This window comes from Ekhidna sp., assembly GCF_965227465.1.
GTDB lineage: Bacteria > Bacteroidota > Bacteroidia > Cytophagales > Cyclobacteriaceae > Ekhidna.
Map to the genome: position 1 here is coordinate 2,057,310 of NZ_OZ245746.1, position 20,493 is coordinate 2,077,802.

The following is a 20,493-nucleotide window of genomic DNA, read 5'->3' on the forward strand; positions in this document are numbered from 1 at the left end:
CTGTCATTCAAATACCTGGCAGACCACTCATATAAATTAACCCCTATTAACAAACAATAGGGGTTTTTTTGCGCTTAAACTTGCATGGTATTTGACACACTAAAACTTATGAAAAAATTTCTCCTTTTATTACTCGTCGGATTCTCAAGTGGCTCATTCGCACAAAATGATTACAAAATCAATATCGATCTCACAAAAACAAATGAGGATCGTGTCCCGGTAGAGATTTTAGTTCCTGCTCTGGATATAGATACTGTTGAATATCACATGGCGAAAATTGTACCCGGAACGTATAGTATTTCTGATTTCGGAAGATTTGTTGATGAATTCAAGGCAATGGACGCTGAAGGAAATGAGCTGCCCTTCGAGAAAATAAGTACCAATCGTTGGACAATCTCAAATGCACGCCAATTAAGCAAAATTACTTACTGGATTGAAGATTCCTTTGATGAGTTCAAAGGTTATGGAAGCAATAAAATATTCGAACCAGGCGGAATGAGCATTGAGGCAGATAAAGGAGTATTTGTCATGAATACCTTTGGGTTCGTTGGATATATTGATGGATACAAGTTCAACCCGTTTGAATTAACAATTAATCACAATGAAGAAATTAAGGGTGCTACCTCATTAAAAAAAGTATCAGAAACAACAACCAGTGATGTCTATATCGCTGATAATTACAATTTCTTAGCGGATGCACCCATAATGTATAGCAAACCTGATATTGTAACAAAGGAAATTGCAGGAGCTGAAGTTTTGGTATCTGTTTACTCTCCTAACAAGGTACTATCGGCTGCCGATGTAATGGACAACATTGATGAGTTGATGGAAGCGCAAGCCAAATACCTGGGTGGCGAATTACCAGTTGATAGATATGCCTATTTAATCTATTTATTTGATTCGCCCTCCATTTCTGGTTCTTGGGGAGCTTTGGAACACTCTTACTCTTCACTATATACTTTACCTGAAATGGATCCTCAACGGATTAGTCAGACCGTTAAAGATGTTGCAGCTCATGAATTTTTTCATATAGTTACTCCGCTGAATATCCATTCAGAAGAAATTCATGATTTCAATTACATCGAACCTGAAATGAGTCAACATTTATGGCTATATGAAGGTGTTACAGAGTATGCTTCGCAGCACGTTCAGCTCAAATATGATTTATATGATTTAGAGGATTTTTTGGGTGAAATGAGGAGTAAGATGAATCAGCAAGACCAGTACAATGTTGACATCCCCTACACTGAATTTAGCGAGAACATTCTTGAACCAAAAAATGAGCAACGTTATGGAGATGTTTATGCGGGAGGTGCTTTAATTGCCTGGTGCCTGGACCTTACCATCATAAAATCTACGAATGGTCAAATGGACCTTCAATCACTTTTAAGAGAACTATCTAAACAATACGGTCCTAAAAAAGCTTTTAAGGATGAAGAATTGTTCGATGAAATCGAAAAAAACACCAATGCCGAAGTGGGGGATTTCCTCAGAACATATGTTGGAAGTGCTGAAAAGCTTCCCTATAGTAAAGTGCTAGGCTGGGCTGGCATTCGATATTCTCCTGAGAGCAAAGAGTCAGTAATTACCGCCGGTAAGTTTACTCCATCGTTAAATGAAGATCAGGAAATCTTCGTAGCTGGAATTAATGAAATGAATGATTTTGGTAAAGATTTGGGATTTGAAGTCGGCGATGTATTACTTGAGTGGAATGGAAATACTATAGACCTTGAAACTTTTTCTCAGACCATACAATCCTTTTATAATGAAACTAATGAGGGAGATAAAGTGACGGTTCTTGTAAGAAGGGAAGTTAAAGGAAAAATAAAAGAGGTGAAACTCAAAGCGAAAGCAAAAAAAGTTAAGTCATCCCAAAAGCATGCACTGGAAGTAATCGAAAACCCTTCACCTGAGCAACAAAAGATTATGTCATTTTGGCTTGGGGAAGCGTAACTATCATCTTGAATTACAGTATCATCTAATAGAACCTATCTAAATATGAAAAGAAATAATAAAATATTCATCATCGGAGGTGTTGCTGTCGTTGCGATCCTTCTTCTGGTTTTCTCAGGAAATTCTTCTGATTCTACTACTGAGGTAGTAGTTGATGTTGAAGAAGGTGAATTCGTTGTTGACATTATGACCTCCGGAGCTTTAGAAGCCAAAAACTCTGTACCAATAAAAGGTCCGAATGGGTTACGGAATTATCGCATATGGAATGTCACTATACAGGATATCATAGACGAAGGGTCAGTAGTGAAAAAAGGTCAGTATGTAGCACGCTTAGATCCATCTGAATTGACAGGCAAAATGAAGGACGCACAGCTGGCCCTTGAACAACAACAATCCCAATATACTCAAACAAGGTTGGATACTGCCTTGGCTATGAGGCAATCAAGAGATGAATTGATTAATTTGGAATATACAGTTAGGGAAAAGCAATTGACACTCGATCAATCGCAGTTTGAACCACCGGCTACTATTCAAAAAGCTGAAATTGAACTTGAAAAAGCTAAAAGGTCATTCAAGCAGGCTAAAGAAAATTACGAAATCAAAAAGCAACAAAATGTTGCTAAAATGAGACAAGCATCAGCTGAGCTTTCAAAAGTTCGAAACGAGCTCGAAGGATTAACAGCCCTTTCCAGAGAGTTTACCGTAATTGCTCCAGAGGATGGGATGCTTATTTATAAAAGAAATTGGGACGGAAAACCAGTTAAAGAAGGTTCACAAATAAGTGGCTGGGATCCTATCGTGGCAACACTTCCTGATTTATCCAAAATGATTTCTAAAACTTACGTCAATGAAGTAGACATTAGAAAAGTTAAACCCGGACAAAGTGTTGAGATCGGGTTTGATGCCTTTCCTGATAAGAATCTGAAAGGAAGAGTTAAAAAAGTAGCAAACGTTGGGGAACAAAGACCTAACTCGGACGCTAAAGTATTTGAAGTAGAGATCGAAGTATTTGGAACAGACCCCCTACTCAAACCAGGTATGACAACAAGTAACAAAATCATTACCAAAACAGTTGAAGATGCCCTATTTATTCCTTTAGAAAGTTTACAATCACAATTCGATTCCATTACTTATGTTTTCAAGAAAACAGGAGGCTCCACTACTAAGCAGGAAGTCATGATTGGAGATGCAAACGCCGAATATGTGCATATTTTAGGAGGCCTTGAAGTGGGTGACCGTGTAAGTCTTTCTACAGTTAAAGGAATGGAAAGCAGAGATGTCATCCTTTTACCCGAAATGGATGGTAAGCGAAATATCCAAGAGGAAGAGGTTGAACCCGAGCCGATGAAATCACAATTTCCACAAGGAAGAAGAGGCAGAAGAAACTAGGATATGGATAAAGAAAGAATCCTGGCCAACCTCTATATCGCTATAGAAGCGGTTTTGGCTAACCGAATTAGATCGGTCCTCACAGCTCTTGGTATCATCTTCGGTGTGGCAGCAGTAATCGCCATGCTCGCTATTGGAAATGGTGCACAGCAAGAAATACTTGAGCAGATAAAGCTCGTTGGTGTCAACAACATAATCATTGAACCTGTAGTCGAACAGACAGAGGAAAATTTAGCTGAAGAAGATTCTGAATCTAAGGAGAAAAAGAAATTCTCACCAGGTTTAACGTTAGAGGACAAAGAATCCATCATGAGAACAATTCCAGGAGTAGAGACAATCAGTCCTGAAATATTGCTGGAGACCTATATCATTAAAAACGGCATTCGACGCTCAGCTAAACTTGTTGGAGTTGAGCCCTCCTATTTTGATATTTTCAACTTCACGCTTTCGGAAGGAAAGATGTTTAACGATACTCAGCTTGAAAAAGGAGAAGCGGTATGCATCATTGGTAAATCCATCAAAGCAAAGTTTTTTCCGTCGCAAAACCCCGTGGGAAAAATGTTGAAGTGTGGTCCAAATTGGTTGAAAGTGATCGGAGTATTAGATGAGCGATACATCAGTGAAAGTAGTATCAGTAAACTCGGTATTAGAGATTACAATATGGACGTTTATACTCCACTACAGACAGTGTTGGTACGATACAAAAACCGAGCAATGCTTACTGAAGAAATGATTCAGGGAGCCAACAGAGGATCTACTGGTGCTTTTATCATCATCGGTGGTGGTGGCGGTGGAGGATCAAGTGATGATGCCCCTAAACAGGCAGTGAACTATCATCAATTAGATCGATTGGTTGTTCAGGTTGCCGAAACAGATAAATTAAATCCGACTGCTGATGTGATCGTGCGTATGCTTCAAAGAAAACATAACGAGGTAGTTGACTATGAAATAGAGATACCTGAACTGCTTTTAAAACAACAGCAGAGGACAAACGATATTTTCAGTTATGTGTTGGGTGCTATTGCAGGTATATCACTAATCGTTGGAGGTATAGGCATTATGAATATCATGTTAGCTTCTGTATTGGAACGAATTAAAGAAATTGGCTTGAGACTTTCCATTGGAGCTAAAAAGAATGACATCATAAATCAATTCATGTTTGAATCCATTATGATTAGTGTTTCAGGAGGCATTATCGGCATATTCTTAGGAATTATGATGGCTTCTGCCGTCAGTCGGTTTGCCGAAATACCTACAGTAATATCTTTTGGATCTATTATAATTTCATTTGGTGTAGCAACGGCTATTGGCTTAATTTTTGGAATTGCACCGGCAAGAAAAGCAGCATCACAAGACCCTATTACTTCTCTTAGATATGAATAAAATAATCGCAGGAATCTGCCTTATTGGACTTTCGATAACGGCAAGCTCGCAGATTCAGTATTCACTGGATAATATTATCAATTTAGCCCAAGGTCAATCTCCTCAAGCTAAACAGGCTGAAACACGTAAAGAGAATAGATTTTGGCAGTACCGACTGTTCAAATCAAATTATAACCCTCAGCTAGCTTTGAGTGGAAACCTCCCAGCCTATAGCAACCAATTTATTCCAGTTATTCAGGAAGATGGGTCAACTCAATTTAGACCTGTCGAGCAAACTAATTCATCTCTGAATCTGGGACTTTTTCAACCGATTGCACCTACAGGAGGTAGCGTTTCGGTAAATACCAGAGCTAGTCAATTTCAAGACTTGGTCTTAGATGACACACGGTGGAGAAGTACAATAGTTGATTTAACTGTGAACCAACCAATCTTTGCGTTCAATCAACTTAAATGGGATAGAAAAACGGAACCTATTCGCTACGAAGAATCGAGAAGAAGCTATGTAGAGGAAATGGAATTTGTATCCAGGAACGCTGTACAACGATTCTTCGACTACCTGGATGCACAGGTGAATTACCAGATAGCACAGTTTAACCTGGCTAACAATGATACCATATACAACATTGAAAAAGGGCGTTATAATATCGGAACCGCGTCAGAAGATAAACTCTTACAAGTAGAATTACAGCTCCTGAGGTCTAAACAAGATTTGGCGCAAGCGCAACTTGATCTTCAAACCTCACGATTGGCTCTAAGAACTTTTATTGGTTTAAATGAAGGTGAAAATTTTGATTTGTCATTACCTGAAGAAATTCCAGTATTCCCTGTTGACGAAGAAATTGCACTTCAGTATGCAAAGGATAATCGGTCTGACTTTATTGCATTTGAACGTAGGAGAATAGAGGCAGACGCTCAAGTCGCGCAAGCTAAAGGACAAAGGTTTCAAATGAATTTGAATGCTTCTTTTGGATTAAATAGTGCGGGTACAAATTTTGACCAATCATATCAAGATGCACAAACTCAGCAATTCGCCAATCTAACCCTCAATATTCCTATCGTTAATTGGGGACGCAATGAAGCACGAATGAAAACTGCGCTAGCTAACAAGCAGCTAACTGACTATGTCATAGCACAGGAAGAGCAAAACTTTGAGCAAGAAATCATTACTCAGGTTCGTCAATTGGATGTTTTGCAACAACAAATAGAAATATCCAAAAAGTCGGATGAGGTTGCACAAAAAAGATACGAGGTAGCACAAAACAGATACCTGATTGGAAAAATTGATATTACTAATCTTAATATCGCATTGACTGAAAAGGATAGTGCACGTAGAAGTTATATAAATGCATTGAGAAGTTACTGGATCGCCTATTATGACCTGAGAAGATTGACACTTTACGATTTCGCAAACAATCGACTTCTTTATACCATAAACGACTAGTTTTGACGATTAGCGTTGATTTAAAAAAATCAGCGCTAATTCAGATCTTGAGTTTACGCATCCCTTTAAAGTAGAGCCACATCATTTTTAATTTAGAGCCACCTTTCTTTCTACCCATTTCCATGGCGTCCCAAAGTTCCTCCGGTATAGCTTCAAGTCCGTTAAATTCACCAGCTCCCATTAACCACTCACCTCCATCAATGGTTATGACCTCTCCATTGATATATGCGGAATAGTCTGACACAAGGTATGCTGCCAGATTAGCCAACTCCTGATGATCTCCTACACGTTGAAGTGGTACCTTCTTGGCAGGATCGTATTTCTTTTTCAAATCACCTGGTAAGAGTCGATCCCACGCCCCTTCCGTCGGGAAAGGTCCAGGTGCTATTGCATTACTCCTGATACCATACTTCGCCCATTCTACTGCCAGGGATCGGGTCATCGCCAATACCCCACTCTTCGCACAAGCTGATGGAACCACATAGCCTGATCCTGTCCAGGCATAAGTTGTAACAATACTAAGAATGTTACCTCCCTGTTTATTATCAATCCAATCTTTACCCAATGCCAGCGTAAAATTGTAACTACCCTTTAACACAATATCTACTACTGTATCAAAAGCCCGGTGAGACAACCTCTCGGTAGGACTTATGAAGTTACCAGCTGCATTGTTAAGAAGGACATCAACTTGACCAAATTTCTCTTTTGCTTCTTTAATCACACGCTCTACCTGTTCATACTCTCGCACATCACATGCTACACAATGTACAGGGTATCCGCTTTTAGCTGTAATCTCTTTGGCTGTTTCTTCCAACACCTCCATCTTTCTGCTGGTGATTACCAGGTTGGCTCCCAACTCAGAAAAATAGCTTCCCATGGATTTTCCCAATCCTGTTCCACCCCCCGTTACGATTATGGTTTTGCCCTTTAGCGACTCTGGACTAAGCATGCCTTGCGTATGATTCATCTGATATTATTTGTGAAGCAAGATAAACGAAAGGGCATAAAAAAAGAGGCCCTTTTTAAAGAGGCCTCTACATTTAGGCAGTGAATAGAGCGGTGAGCGTCTATAGGTGTAAAGAACTAAACTTATCAAATGATAAACAATACCCTAATTCGGGTATTTTTAAAATAATAACATTGGCTTAATCTTTCCACCACTTGATAATGAGGTAAACAGATATCCCAAATAAAGCGATCATTGAAGCAGCTGTAAAAAAGTTTCCATAAATCAAACTCCCAATAGCAAATAATGCGGCGTACACCCCAATCGTACCTACAAAGACAGATAGAATACTTGAAGTCAGATTTGAAGATCCCCGATTTTCAAACCTCTTCCATCCAATTCCCGGTTTTACATGAGACACAAATGCATTGAGCTTTTCTTCCGATTCAGGCTTTGTAATTAAGGCAGTGATAATCCATACCAAAGTGGTTATTGCTGTTGCGATCAATAATCGCATCGTGAATGGGTCAAATATGGAATGTGCCAACATGCTGTCCGGAACAGCTAGCACCAGCACCAGCGCGTTGGTGGTGGCTACAATCATTCCTACTATTTCGGTTACAGCATTAATTCTCCACCAAAACCATCTGAATAAAAATATCGCTCCGGTACCAGCCCCGGAAAGCAATAAAATATTGAAGGCCTGCGAGGCATTTTCCAGAATTGTCAGAGCAAGTGCCCCCGCAATACCCATCAGAAGCACGGTTGAAATCCGACCCATTTTTACCAACTCCTTCTCTGATGCCTCAGGCTTTATGAAACGTTTATAAAAATCATTTACCACATAGGAAGAGCCCCAGTTGAGATGGGTACTGATGGTAGACATATAAGCAGCTATCAATGAAGCCACCACCAACCCCAGCCATCCAGGGGAAAGTAATGTCAGCATGACCGGATAGGCAATATCATCGCCCAGATATTGTTCACTTATGTTTGGAAACGCACGTTGAATCGAATCCAGGTCCGGGAATAATATAATGGAAGCCAGAGCTACCAAAATCCATGGCCATGGACGTAGCGCATAATGTGCGAAGTTGAAAAAGAGTGTTGCCCCTACTGCATGTTTTTCATTTTTAGCTGCCAGCATACGCTGTGCAATGTATCCTCCTCCCCCAGGCTCTGCCCCCGGATACCAAACTGACCACCATTGCACGGCAAGGGGAATGATAAACATGGAGACCATTAATGACGTATTGTTGAGATCAGGGATAATATCCAGCTTCCCTTCCAGTGATTCATGAGCCAAAAGACCCTTTAACCCTCCCACTTGTGGTTGGCTAACAGCTACATATGCAGCATAAATTGCTCCTAGGAGGGCAATGCCAAACTGAAAGAAATCTGTCCAGATGACTCCCTTAATTCCCCCAAGAGCAGAATATGCGGCAACAACTACGGATGCAATCAAAACCGTATAAATTGGCTCAATACCAAAGAGAATTGAGGAAATCTTGATAGCAGCCAGAGTAACAGATCCCATGATCAGGCAGTTAAAGAACACGCCTAAATAAAGAGCTCTAAACCCTCTCAAAAAAGAGGCTGCTTTTCCACCGTATCGTAACTCATAAAACTCCAAATCAGTTAAAACACCCGACCGCCTCCACAGGCGGGCGTAAATGAACACGGTAACCATGCCCGTAATTAAGAAAGACCACCAAGCCCAGTTTTTGGCTATCCCTCCTTCTCTCACAAAACCAGTTACTAAGTTGGGAGTGTCTGCCGAAAAAGTAGTAGCAACCATAGAAACACCTAACAACCACCAGGGCATGCTTTTGCCTCCAAGAAAATACTCTAAGGAACTTTTGCCTGCTGATTTACTTGCTATCAACCCAATTATGAGAACAACTAGGAAAAAAGCTCCAATGACAAGCCAGTCAAATAAGGATAGGGTCATGTATATTTAGATTGTATTAAAAACATGAAAATAGTTCATCATGTTGTAACTATGATTATTTACCCAAGTAATTCCAATAGCGTGCAACTATTGTACGGTCAAAACATCCTTAATAAAGCAACTCAACTCTCCTATCATGCTTAGAAATTTCTTCCTAATCTCAATTCGAAACCTAAAAAAGAACGGACTTTATTCTTTCATCAACATTTCAGGTCTATCAATTGGAATCGTATGCAGTGTATTGATACTACTATGGGTGGCAGATGAAGTCTCTTATGATAAGTTCTTACCAAAGTATGATAACCTCTATCAGGTTTGGATAAGCTCCGACTTTGATGATAAAGTAAATAACTGGCAATCTGTTCCTCTTCCCACTTACGAAGAAATGAAAGTGATAGATAGTAATATCAAAAACTCAGTAGTTACTGGATGGGGAGGTGAACGACTATTGACAGCTGGAGATGTACGAATAACCAAAAGGGGGTATTATGTAAGTGAGGAATTTTTGGAAATGTTTGAGTTTCCATTGATTTCCGGCTCGCATAAAGAAGCTTTAAAGGATCCAATGTCCATCGTACTCTCAGAGTCTTTAGCTAAAATTTTGTTTGGAGATGAAGATCCGATTGGGAAACAAGTTCGGCTTTCTGACGAAGGAACCTTACAGGTTTCTGCCATCGTCAAAGACATTCCTGAGAATTCCAGTTTTCAGTTTGACTACCTCGCCACATGGAAGTATCGGGAATCGGTAAACGAGTGGGTAAAGGACAACAAAACCAATTGGGGTAACTATTCCTTTCAGGTATTCATTGAGCTAAATGATCCATCGAGGGAAGTTGATGTAAAACAAAGTATTTATGATCTGCTTATGGAAAAAGATGGTGAAGATGGAATCAATAAACATTTCTTTCTCCATCCCATGTCCGATTGGAGGCTATACTCTAGCTGGGACGATACAGGAAAGCAAGCTGGTGGCAGAAGTGATTATGTCCAACTTTTTACAGCCATTGCTATTGTCATTCTCATTATCGCATGCATCAACTTCATGAATTTGGCTACCGCCAGATCGGAAAAAAGAGCAAAAGAAGTCGGAATTAGGAAAAGTCTCGGAACAAACCGTACACGCTTGATCTATCAGTTCATCAGTGAGTCCATATTCATCACATTTCTTGCGTTCTTAGTAGCAGTAATCCTAACAGAGCTTGCATTACCTGCCTATAATACATTGGTCGATAAAGAGCTTTTCATTGACTACTCCTCCCCGATTTTTTGGCTCGCCTCTTTTGGCATCATTGTCATTTTAGGAGTAATTGCTGGTAGTTATCCGGCATTCTATCTTTCCTCCTTCAATCCGGTGGAAACACTGAAAGGCACGGTAAAAGCAGGCAAAGGGGCTACCACGCCAAGAAAAGTATTAGTCATAACACAGTTTGGATTTTCCATTGTACTGATCATTAGTACCATTGTCATTTTCCAGCAAATCAATCTGGTCAAAAACAGAGACCTGGGATACGATCAAGACCTCCTGATAGCTGTAGGGCTAACAAATGACCTCAGTGATAATTATGAAGTTTTAAAGCAAGAATTAGAATCTTCAGGTGCAGTAGAATCTGTTACCCGTTCCAATTCACAGATTACCCAGATCAATTCAAATAATTTCCTTGGATGGCCTGGAAAACCAGAAGACAAACGTGTGATTTTCACTACCATCACAACTACCTATGATTATGCAAAAACCATGGGAATCGATATGTTGATGGGAAGGGATTTTTCAAAGGAGTTTGCAAGCGACTCAAATGCCATAGTCATCAATAAGGCGGCTCTGGAACTCATGAATTTAGAAGATCCGATTGGAACAAACCTGGATTTATGGGGGGAGAAACGAAAATTGATTGGAGTGGTAGATAATGTCCTGATGGGCTCACCATATGAGCCTGTAAAGCCCATGTTTTTGATTTTGGATGATTGGGGGGGCTATGTTTCTGTTCGTCTTAAGAAAACCAACGACTTACAAGCTTCCCTAGGATCGTTGGAGGAGATTTTCAACAGGCACAACCCGGCCTATCCCTTTGAATACAACTTTGCAGACGTGGAATTTGAACGCAAGTTCACAACCATCAACCTAACCAGAAAGTTAGCCAGCCTTTTTGCAACCCTTGCCATGATCATTACCGGCCTTGGGTTATTTGGACTAGCCTCTTATACTGCGGAACAACGAATCAAAGAGATTGGCATCCGCAAGGTGTTGGGAGCATCCATTGCCAGCTTAATGGGACTTATGTCCAAAGACTTTGCAAAACTTGTATTGATCTCGTTCTTCATTGCGGCTCCTTTCGCATGGTATCTACTGGACGAATACCTTGATCGTTATACTATTCGGGTAGATGTAACATGGTGGATTTTTCCTTTGGTAGGTGTCATCATTTTGCTATTCGCGATCGCCATAGTCTCTGATCAGGCACGTAGAGCTGCCAAAGCCAATCCGGTGAAGTCGTTGAGGAATGAGTAGATAAAAGTTGTCATGCCGTTCTTCGAAACGGCATTTTCGAAAACGGAAGATTGCGGATCAAGTCCGCAATGACAAGATTTTACATCGCTTACCTATCATAAACCGTATCCACATTCTGATCTATTTGCTATTCTGCTTATCTTATGAGTCAATAATTAAGTCAGATATCCACGCTTTGTTGGCATGACACCTACACAACAACAAGAAGGCAGAAGAAATTTCATAAAGAAGCTGGGAGCAGCCGGACTTTTTATGTCCACTGTAGGAATTCCATCCTTCGCATATGATCAAGTTGGTAACCATTTCCCATCCTTCACTCCTTTAAAACCTGTCAATGTTTCTCGTGAGCGGCTCATTAGAAAAGTTGTTGGACTGAGACCTTATCGTCCCTCCGGATTTAACCTGAGTGTTCAAAAACTGGATGACAAAGTCATCATCCATAATTATGGACATGGTGGCGGAGGTATCTCACTCTCCTGGGGAAGCGCCAGTCTGGCCATTGAAAAAGTAAATAATGATCATCAGCGCATAGCAGTGCTTGGGTCAGGAGTTATCGGTTTATCCACAGCAATACTATTGTTGAAACAAGGAAAGTCCGTCACCATCTATACGGACAAACTCCCACCCAATACAACATCCAATGTGGCAGCTGCGTACTGGGCACCTGTATCCGTTTATGAGTCGAATAAGGTTGCAAGTGACTTCATGGAAACCTTCAATAAAGCGGCGGCAATTTCTCAGCGCATGTTTCAAGACCTGGTGGGTGACCGGTACGGCGTTTGGTGGATCAAAAGCTTTTTCCTGGGAGGCAATTTTGATTTTCCGGGAGGTCAGTCCTTATATCCTGATTTCAAGAAGCACAGTAACGCTTCCTCTCCATTCATGGGATACGACATCAATGAAGAATTACATTCACTCATGATTGAGCCACCCATCTACCTCAAAGCCCTGCTCGATGACTTCTATCAACTGGGTGGAAAAATGGTTATTCGGAAATTTAATGATTCAAGCGAACTGAAAGACCTATCCGAATCAACCATCATGAATTGTACTGGGTTGGGCTCGCACAGCCTCTTCAATGATCAGGAACTGGTACCCGTGCAGGGTCAGCTTGCAGTACTGATCCCACAAGAAGAAATCAAGTACGGCTATGTAGTACCTTCCTATGATGACCTGCTCTACATGTTTCCACGAAAAGACGGAATTATCCTTGGTGGAACCTCTGAGAAAGGAAATTGGTCACTGGAACCGAATGAAAAAGAACTTACCCGTATCCTGAATGGACATCAACGAATAGCCGAGGGACTAAAACACTAGTAACCTATACACGTTAAATTGGGTAAAATCAGCAATAATTTATAATTTTGTTGTCAAAGCAACTAAATAAAACCGCTTGTCATGGAAAGTACAGCAACAGCACCAAAAACAACCGAAGCTCAGGACTTTATGCCCATCAATGGGACCGATTACCTGGAACTATACGTGAGCAACGCCAAACAGGCCGCACACTACTACCGTTCAGCCTTTGGTTTTAAGGCGCTGGCTTATGCAGGACTGGAGACCGGATTGAAGGACAGGGAATCTTATGTAGTCGTTCAGGATAAAATCAGACTCGTACTGACCTCTCCCTTGAGAAGTGGCACTGAAATTGGAAAACACATTGATAAGCATGGAGATGGCGTGAAAGTAACCGCACTATGGGTGGACGATGCAACTTATGCATACAATGAAGCAGTAAAGCGTGGTGCCAAATCGTACATGGAACCAAATACCATGGAAGATGAGAACGGCAAGGTCGTTCGATCAGGTATTCATACCTATGGTGAGGTGGTTCATATATTCATTGAGAGAACTAATTACAACGGCATATTCCTACCGGGCTACCGAGCATGGAATACCTCCTACAACCCAGAGCCTGTTGGGCTTAAGTACGTGGACCATATGGTGGGTAACGTAGAAATGGGCGACATGAATAAATATGTGAAGTTTTACGAAGAAGTAATGGGCTTCAAGCAGATCATGTCGTTTGACGATAAAGACATTTCCACCAAGTATACTGCGCTGATGAGCAAAGTAATGAGTAATGGCAATGGGCGAATTAAGTTTCCAATCAATGAGCCGGCAGCAGGATTAAAAAAGTCACAAGTTGATGAGTATCTGGAGTTTTATGAAGGTGCCGGTGTACAGCACATTGCAGTCGCTACCGACAACATCATCCAGACGGTGACTGATCTTAAGAACAGAGGCGTAGAATTCCTTCAGGTACCGGATACCTATTACGATGTGCTAACCGAGCGGGTAGGTAAAATAGACGAAGACATAGATGCGCTAAGGCCGCTGGGCATACTGGTAGACCGAGATGACGAAGGTTATTTATTACAGATCTTCACGAAAACAGTGCAGGCACGCCCTACTATGTTTTTCGAGATCATTCAACGTAAAGGAGCTACCTCCTTCGGAAAAGGAAACTTTAAGGCCTTGTTTGAAGCATTAGAAAGAGAGCAAGAGCTAAGAGGAACACTCTAAAATATCACTCACTACTAATCACACAAGAAAGGAACCTTTTCAGGTTCCTTTTTTAATTGATCAATGGGATTAATCATCTTCATCGCAATTGCAGCATTTGTTTTATAGAATATGGTCAGTTACTATTAAAAAATGGATACCAAAGCCCGATTAGCTAAACTAACCCAGACTCTTCGCGAGCATTGAATGAAACTGATGAACACCTGTTTCACGTTTTGGTGAGAATCTACCAGAAGGGTAATATCGGGACTTCAGTCCCTTATGTACACCTTCCACAACAAACTCATCTTCCCTTTCTACCTTATCGAGTAAGGCCCCTGCGCCCTTATGCAGTTTCGATTCGTCGTAGATGTAGGAGAGAAATGAAACTTTGGTTTGGTTCGGAGAAAGTGGTCGTATGATGTTAACAGATAATCCCCAGGGATAGAAATTGAACATCATATTGGGATAAACCCAAAAATAGTAAGCTGCCACCCGTTTCCCTGCATGCATGTGACCCTCGGGTAACTCAAAAGTATCCTCCGCTCCTTCCGAATATCCGACCTGGACATTGAAGTGATTGTGAAGAATTGTCTCATAGGTACCATAATCAAGCGCTTCATTCAGATCGCTATGCACGAACGGAATATGGAATCCCTCCAGGTAATTATCGCAATACAACGCCCAATGTGCGTTGACAAGGTAATCTTTTGATTGTACATCGCTGTATACGAACTCATCCAGTGGGAGAAATCCCACATATTGATTCATCTCGTCAATAATGTTTTTGAAATCAACCTCGCTTCCCAGGTTTGCAAAAAGCATAGGACCCCATTGCACCGAGTCAAATCGATGCAAATCTTCACACGCTCTTGGAAAGTCTTTTGCCTCCTTGAACTCCGGCATGGATTCAAACGATCCATCCAATCCAAACTTTCTACCGTGATACATGCACATAAGCTTTCGCTGACTGCCGGGATTCTGCGCGACCAGATTTCCCCGGTGTGTACACACATTACTCAGGCAATGAATAATACCAGCTTCATCTTTGGTGAGCACCATCGGTTCAGTCAGGTACCCATCCAGCATGATGAAAGGATGTGTCTGCTTTGGAAGCTTCACTAACTGCTCATCCCCTACCCATTGCCATGATTGATAAAACACCTTTTCCTTAATCAAATCAAAGGTCGATTGATCGTTATAAAAGGATGCTGGTAAGGTCTCAGCCTTGGTAATGTCCGGGTTTATTGAATATCTAGGTGTGCTCATTTATTTCGGCTATCTTTCAAAAATACCGATTTTACGTCTCCCAATTAGGCTAAACACCCATGAGTAGAAAAAAGCTTGGCTTCTGGACCAGTTCCTCCCTGGTCATTGGAAATATGATTGGATCGGGCATCTTCCTGCTACCTTCTGCACTGGCCGCCTACGGAACCGTAAGTATTTTGGGCTGGATTATATCCGCTTTTGGAGCTGCTGCACTTGCTTTTGTTTTCATTGAGTTTAGTAAAATGCTACCTGGCACTTCTGGAGGGCCTTATGTTTACTCAAGAAAAGGACTTGGAGATTTTCCCGGATTTCTAGTGGCCTGGGGGTATTGGATCTCAGTCTGGTGTGCTAATGCAGCCATCATTATCGCATTGATCGGATACCTGGGGGTATTCTTCCCTATCTTGAAAGCCAACAGTTTCATTGCGGTGGCAACCAGTTTGGCCATCGTGTGGTCAGTAGTCTGGATCAATACCCGAGGGATCAGGGAGGCTGGGATATTCTCATTGGTAACAACTATCCTCAAAATCACCCCACTTATCGCTATTGCTTTAGTTGGGATATTCTACATCCGTCTTGAGAACTTCTCTTTGTTCAACATCAGTGGAGTGTCCAACATTAAGGCGCTAACGGCCACTGCGACATTGACCTTCTTTGCGTATATGGGAATTGAATGTGCCACTATTCCTTCCGGAGATATTGAGAATCCTAAACGAACAATTCCCCGATCTACCTATTTTGGATTGGCGGTAGTGGCCATCGTTTACATTCTGGGGACCACCGCATTAATGGGGATCATTCCTGCAGAAACGCTCCAATACTCCCAATCACCCTTCTCGGATGCAGCCGCCATTATCTGGGGTCCCTGGGCTGAAAACTTGGTGGCGTTTGGAGCTATTATTTCTACACTAGGGGCATTGAATGGATGGATTCTGATACAAGGACAAATCCCTGCTGCCATATCCAGAGACAAACTCTTCCCTCCCATCTTCGCTAAAGAAAACAAAAACGGGGTACCCGCCTTGAGTCTGATTATTTCGAGTGCGCTTATATCTGCTTTGGTGATTATGAATTATTCAAAAGGATTGGTAAAGGCATTTGAGTTCGTTCTACTACTTTCAAGTATGACTTCACTGATTGCGTATCTTTTTACTTCAGTGAGTTATGCAATAGTGACAGGTAACAAGGAAGGTGTTAGCAAAGAATTTAAAATAAAAATATCGTTGGCATCAGTGGCATTTCTATTTGCCATTTGGGCCATTGCCGGTTCTGGTGTTGAAATTGTGTATTGGGGATTTATCCTGTTAATGCTAGGAATTCCGCTATACGTGTGGATGTTGATAAGAAAAAATAAAGAGTGAATCACTCATTACCTTCCCCATTGGTATAATTTTCAAATACTTTATCTAATATGGATATTAGTGTGTAATATTCTTTCTCAGAGAGTTCAGTCCATCCTAGCTCACGTGAAGCTTCCACTGCAGGAGTGGCCTTCCTGATTACGCCTTTGCCCTCATCGGTAATCATTACGTGGTATTTTCGACCATCAACCACGTCTTTTTCCTTTTCCACTAATCCTTTCTGAACCAGTAGGTCCACAATCCTGGAAACGGTAGGCTTGTCTCTAAAACTGAAATTGGCAAGGTCGGTCTGGAACATATCCTTTTCACTGAGTTTGGAAAGGATTACCCATTGTTCAGGCGTAATATTGACACCTACGTCTTTGAAACGATTAATTAAATCCTGCCGCACTACCTTATATGTGCGATCAATGTATGATCCTATTTCCTTGTGATGCGGCATTTTAGCTAATATATTCCATTTCTGTGTCCACGTCAAATAACCGCTTATTGAAAAAAAATAAGACAAAGATCTATAGAGGTACTAAATGGTCAATAACTAAGTTATTTTTGAACAAATCAACCATTCCTCTTGAAAAAGGTTTTAATCATTATTTCCATTTTACTCCTTGCGGGTGCTGGCTACTTCACCTACGAAAAATGGGTGAAGCACTCAGACCTCACAAGATGGAGTTTTGTTCCGTCAGATGCAGCAGTCGTTTTTGAAGGTAAACTCACATCAGACCTCAACTTATTAAAGGAATTTCCTCTTTGGTCCATCCCTGATCAGGCCAGTGGATTCAAGAACCTCCGTCAAGGACTATCATTCCTGGACTCCATCAATGGTGAGGGTGGCTTCACCGCCATTTTTGAGGATGCTCCTGCCATTGCCTCAATGCATAAAGTCTCAAGTAATTCAACAGACTTCCTGTTTGTTGTAGAGTTACAAAACATATCCCAAAATACGTTCGCTAATGCTGCAATAGGAAGACTTAAAGAGAAAGGATATCGATTCAGAACCAGAAACTATAATGATTTTAAAATCAGCGAAATCAATGATAAAGGAAGAACGCTAACTTTCATATTTTACAAAAACTTTTTTCTGGGCAGCTTTACGCCATACCTCGTAGAAGATGCGGTTCGTGCGTTGAGTGAAGATGGGATGCCTTCTTTCAAAGAAAATTTTGTTGAATTGAATGATCCTGGCGCAGGCAACTTCATTACAACTTTCATTAACTACGAAAAGACAGGTGAATTGCTTGAGGCATTCGTTTCATCGGAAATAGATTTTCCGCTTAATTCCGGAAGTTATGAGCTCGCGATAGATTCTTCTATTGTCCAGCTATCAGGGTTTTCGTTTGCATCAAAAGACTGGTTAAATATTCATAATGAGCAACCGTCAACTTTTGAAATGGCTGAAGTAGTTCCCAACAACGCAGCATTCGTCTACCATTTCACTTCTTTCAATGCGACTTCCTGGAAAGAAAACCAGATTCCCTATTTAAGAACTAAATCAGATGAAATCAAGCGCCTTCAGGATTCATTAAAATCCCAATATGATTTTAATGTGGACCAAGTTTTTGATTTAGTCGACAATGAAATTGGAATCATCAACCTGGAATCGCCCCGTGTCAGAGATCGACAAAAACTCATGATACTGGAGGTGAAAGATGTTCAGGAGTCCTTAAATTTCTTCAGTCTGCTGACCCAACGTATCGCAGTGGCCAGAGGTGATTCAGTTTATACCGAGTCCTATAGCGATAATGAAATTCGTTTCCTGCCCATCCGTAACTTTCCATCAACACTTCTCGGCGAAGTGGCTGAAAATTTTGAGCAGTGCTTTTACATCAGCTACAAAAATTACCTCATTTTTTCCAATGACCTTCAAGAGCTGAAAAACTTGATTTCCTCAGTTTCAGAGGAAGAGACATGGGGAAAGTCTATACAAATGAATGATTTTCTTTCCAGAACCAACAATGCGGCTAATGTTAGCCTGTTTGTTAATGTTCCTCGAGCATGGAACAATATTCTGACTACCTTAAAGCCTGAATGGGAGGAGCACTTCAAGCAAAATTCATCCGTCTTCAAGTCTCTAGACCTGGCAGCCTTTCAGTTCAGTCACCTTGATGGCGTTTTTTTTACCAACTACACGTTTACCCAACCGGTTAAAAAGTCCAGAAATATACCTAAAACTGATGCTGACAATGGAGTTCGATTTGTAAGTAAGCTCATAAGCAAGCCACACCTGGTGCGGACTCATGCACATCGTGAATTTGACATCATCTTGCAGGATAGCACAAATACTATTTACTACCTGGATCCGGACCAAAACGCTTTATGGACCGAAACTATTGAGAATCCCATTGTCAGTAGCATTTATCCTCTTGACTATTATAAAAATGGTAAAATCCAGTATGCTTTTACTACTACAACCCATATTCATCTGATCGATCGGACAGGTACCCATATTCCCGGGTATCCAAAAGAACTTCCCAATTCATCCAGCATCCATCATTTCAATATCATCGATTATGATCTGAGCAGAAACTATCGAATGGCTATTACGGATCGTGATGGAAATGTGTATTTGGGTGACAAAGATTTGAAAGTATTGGAAGGATGGAATCCAAGAAAATTTAATCGCTCTGCCCTTCAACCGATGAACCATGCGCGTCTGGGACGAAAGGATATTATGATTTCGTTACAAGAAAATGGGGTCGTTAATATCATGAATCGAAGGGGAGAATATATGCGTGGATTCCCATTTGACACAAAGCAATCCATCAATAAAAACTATTTTTTAAGACAATCTAACTCTCTTTCGAATTCTTCGATTTCGGTTATTACTGAAGGAGGTGAACTGACAGAACTAAACCTGGAGGGTGATGTGATTAAGCGAGATCAGCTTATAAAAACGAGTGCTGATACAAAATTCAGACTCATTCCTGACACAGGTGGGGATTCTTTTATTATCCTTCGCAGAGACGGAAATAGTTATGAGGTTTTAGATGATACAGGCAATCTGCTGTTCAAGAAAGATTACCTATCTGAAGGGCCTGTTTCGGTCCAATACTATCAATTTGGAGCAGGTAAAGATCTGGTTATCTTCACTGATCAGCCAAACAACGCGTTATACATTTACGATAAGTCAGGAAATCTGATAACTGGTAATCCATTGAATTCGGAACATGAAGTAAGCGTCATCTATTCTGCAGCAAAAAGAGAATTCCAGGTGTTCACCACATGGGATACTAACCTGGAATTATACACTTTTAACTATTGAGTACTTTACTGCTAAGAATCCGATACCCGTCTTCATAAGACTGATTGAAGTTAACTTTTAATTTAGTTGGTCTTTTACTATCACCAAAAAGCCTAATGCCGGTTCCAAGAATAATGGGATTGATTTTAAGTTTTAACTCATCAATCATTCCATTTTCCATTAGCCAGCCTGCAAACACTCCGCCTCCACATAGATAAATATCACTTCCGACCCCATTTTTGAGTTCTCTAACTCTATCTAAGCTAACCGGAACAACTTTCACTTTTTCATCGGGTTCCTCAAATTTCAATGAATTTGAAAATATAAAATGCTCCATATGAGGATATGCGGGTTGCCCAGGTTTCAAGCCGTAGAGGTACCCAAATTCGTAGGTATTCCTTCCCATGATCACTGTGTCAAAAGACTGCAGGTCATACCTATATTGGTCTACTATCTCGCCCCCTATTGCAAAAGCACTGATGTCATTCTCTTTTCCGGCGATATACCCATCCAGGGAAACCGCCACGTAATAAATGATCTTTCTCATA

The 20,493-nt window shown here is 40.9% G+C and carries 14 protein-coding genes; 9 read left to right on the plus strand and 5 right to left on the minus strand.

Annotated elements, in window-relative coordinates:
* Positions 1-108 precede the first annotated feature (108 nt).
* The 4 genes from ACO05G_RS09065 to ACO05G_RS09080 are packed head-to-tail and all read left to right on the plus strand — an operon-like array spanning position 109 to position 6,166.
* Positions 109-1,953 (plus strand): peptidase M61, encoded by a 1,845-nt coding sequence (locus tag ACO05G_RS09065; RefSeq protein ID WP_421765655.1) that lies wholly within the window; start codon positions 109-111, stop codon positions 1,951-1,953.
* Between the two features lie 45 nt (positions 1,954-1,998).
* Positions 1,999-3,342, plus strand: coding sequence for an efflux RND transporter periplasmic adaptor subunit (locus ACO05G_RS09070; RefSeq protein ID WP_421765656.1), 1,344 nt, complete (start codon positions 1,999-2,001; stop codon positions 3,340-3,342).
* Between the two features lie 3 nt (positions 3,343-3,345).
* On the plus strand, positions 3,346-4,725 hold the full coding sequence (locus ACO05G_RS09075) for an ABC transporter permease (RefSeq protein WP_421765657.1): 1,380 nt from the start codon (positions 3,346-3,348) through the stop codon (positions 4,723-4,725).
* Entirely contained in the window at positions 4,718-6,166 is a 1,449-nt protein-coding gene (locus tag ACO05G_RS09080) for a TolC family protein (RefSeq protein ID WP_421765658.1), read from the plus strand. Before ACO05G_RS09075 ends, ACO05G_RS09080 begins: the two co-directional genes overlap by 8 nt.
* A gap of 40 nt (positions 6,167-6,206) precedes the next feature.
* On the opposite strand, the gene ACO05G_RS09085 is transcribed toward ACO05G_RS09080, so the two are convergent.
* Together ACO05G_RS09085 and ACO05G_RS09090 are read right to left on the minus strand one after the other, a co-directional pair.
* A complete protein-coding gene (locus tag ACO05G_RS09085; protein WP_421765659.1) occupies positions 6,207-7,133 on the minus strand; it encodes an SDR family oxidoreductase in 927 nt (308 codons plus the stop codon).
* Positions 7,134-7,311: 178 nt separating this feature from the next.
* Positions 7,312-9,063 carry a sodium:solute symporter family protein gene (locus ACO05G_RS09090; RefSeq protein ID WP_421765660.1) on the minus strand — a complete coding sequence of 584 codons (1,752 nt, stop codon included), beginning with the start codon at positions 9,061-9,063 and terminating at the stop codon, positions 7,312-7,314.
* A 136-nt stretch (positions 9,064-9,199) separates the two neighbouring features.
* On the opposite strand from ACO05G_RS09090, the gene ACO05G_RS09095 reads away from it, so the two are divergent.
* The 3 genes from ACO05G_RS09095 to hppD all read left to right on the plus strand — a co-directional run bounded on the left by ACO05G_RS09095 (position 9,200) and on the right by hppD (position 14,095).
* Complete coding sequence (locus ACO05G_RS09095) at positions 9,200-11,569, plus strand: ABC transporter permease (protein WP_421765661.1); 2,370 nt, start codon at positions 9,200-9,202, stop codon at positions 11,567-11,569.
* Between the two features lie 183 nt (positions 11,570-11,752).
* Positions 11,753-12,886, plus strand: a complete 1,134-nt coding sequence (locus tag ACO05G_RS09100) for an FAD-dependent oxidoreductase (protein WP_421765662.1) — start codon at positions 11,753-11,755, stop codon at positions 12,884-12,886.
* Between the two features lie 81 nt (positions 12,887-12,967).
* Positions 12,968-14,095 carry a 4-hydroxyphenylpyruvate dioxygenase gene (gene hppD / locus ACO05G_RS09105; RefSeq protein ID WP_421765663.1) on the plus strand — a complete coding sequence of 376 codons (1,128 nt, stop codon included), beginning with the start codon at positions 12,968-12,970 and terminating at the stop codon, positions 14,093-14,095.
* Between the two features lie 159 nt (positions 14,096-14,254).
* Here the strand turns inward: hppD and ACO05G_RS09110 are convergent, their stop codons facing one another.
* Positions 14,255-15,343 (minus strand): aromatic ring-hydroxylating oxygenase subunit alpha, encoded by a 1,089-nt coding sequence (locus ACO05G_RS09110; RefSeq protein WP_421765664.1) that lies wholly within the window; start codon positions 15,341-15,343, stop codon positions 14,255-14,257.
* A gap of 59 nt (positions 15,344-15,402) precedes the next feature.
* Here ACO05G_RS09110 and ACO05G_RS09115 point away from each other — a divergent pair, with 59 nt between their 5' ends.
* A complete protein-coding gene (locus ACO05G_RS09115) occupies positions 15,403-16,704 on the plus strand; it encodes an amino acid permease (RefSeq protein WP_421765665.1) in 1,302 nt (433 codons plus the stop codon).
* Between the two features lies 1 nt (position 16,705).
* On the opposite strand, the gene ACO05G_RS09120 is transcribed toward ACO05G_RS09115, so the two are convergent.
* Positions 16,706-17,182 carry a MarR family winged helix-turn-helix transcriptional regulator gene (locus ACO05G_RS09120; RefSeq protein ID WP_421765666.1) on the minus strand — a complete coding sequence of 159 codons (477 nt, stop codon included), beginning with the start codon at positions 17,180-17,182 and terminating at the stop codon, positions 16,706-16,708.
* A gap of 93 nt (positions 17,183-17,275) precedes the next feature.
* Between ACO05G_RS09120 and ACO05G_RS09125 the strand changes: the two genes are divergently transcribed.
* A complete protein-coding gene (locus tag ACO05G_RS09125) occupies positions 17,276-19,966 on the plus strand; it encodes a hypothetical protein (RefSeq protein ID WP_421765667.1) in 2,691 nt (896 codons plus the stop codon).
* Here ACO05G_RS09125 and ACO05G_RS09130 read toward each other — a convergent pair.
* Positions 19,956-20,492 (minus strand): dihydrofolate reductase family protein, encoded by a 537-nt coding sequence (locus ACO05G_RS09130; RefSeq protein WP_421765668.1) that lies wholly within the window; start codon positions 20,490-20,492, stop codon positions 19,956-19,958. The genes ACO05G_RS09125 and ACO05G_RS09130 overlap by 11 nt on opposite strands.
* Position 20,493 lies beyond the last annotated feature (1 nt).

What these genes read in the sequence shown, in the direction of transcription:
- ACO05G_RS09065 (WP_421765655.1), top strand. Translation starts at nt 109, where the DNA reads ATGAAAAAATTTCTCCTTTTATTACTCGTCGGATTCTCAAGTGGCTCA.
- ACO05G_RS09070 (WP_421765656.1), top strand. Translation starts at nt 1,999, where the DNA reads ATGAAAAGAAATAATAAAATATTCATCATCGGAGGTGTTGCTGTCGTT.
- ACO05G_RS09075 (WP_421765657.1), top strand. Translation starts at nt 3,346, where the DNA reads ATGGATAAAGAAAGAATCCTGGCCAACCTCTATATCGCTATAGAAGCG.
- ACO05G_RS09080 (WP_421765658.1), top strand. Translation starts at nt 4,718, where the DNA reads ATGAATAAAATAATCGCAGGAATCTGCCTTATTGGACTTTCGATAACG.
- ACO05G_RS09085 (WP_421765659.1), bottom strand. Translation starts at nt 7,133, where the DNA reads ATGAATCATACGCAAGGCATGCTTAGTCCAGAGTCGCTAAAGGGCAAA.
- ACO05G_RS09090 (WP_421765660.1), bottom strand. Translation starts at nt 9,063, where the DNA reads ATGACCCTATCCTTATTTGACTGGCTTGTCATTGGAGCTTTTTTCCTA.
- ACO05G_RS09095 (WP_421765661.1), top strand. Translation starts at nt 9,200, where the DNA reads ATGCTTAGAAATTTCTTCCTAATCTCAATTCGAAACCTAAAAAAGAAC.
- ACO05G_RS09100 (WP_421765662.1), top strand. Translation starts at nt 11,753, where the DNA reads ATGACACCTACACAACAACAAGAAGGCAGAAGAAATTTCATAAAGAAG.
- hppD (WP_421765663.1), top strand. Translation starts at nt 12,968, where the DNA reads ATGGAAAGTACAGCAACAGCACCAAAAACAACCGAAGCTCAGGACTTT.
- ACO05G_RS09110 (WP_421765664.1), bottom strand. Translation starts at nt 15,343, where the DNA reads ATGAGCACACCTAGATATTCAATAAACCCGGACATTACCAAGGCTGAG.
- ACO05G_RS09115 (WP_421765665.1), top strand. Translation starts at nt 15,403, where the DNA reads ATGAGTAGAAAAAAGCTTGGCTTCTGGACCAGTTCCTCCCTGGTCATT.
- ACO05G_RS09130 (WP_421765668.1), bottom strand. Translation starts at nt 20,492, where the DNA reads ATGAGAAAGATCATTTATTACGTGGCGGTTTCCCTGGATGGGTATATC.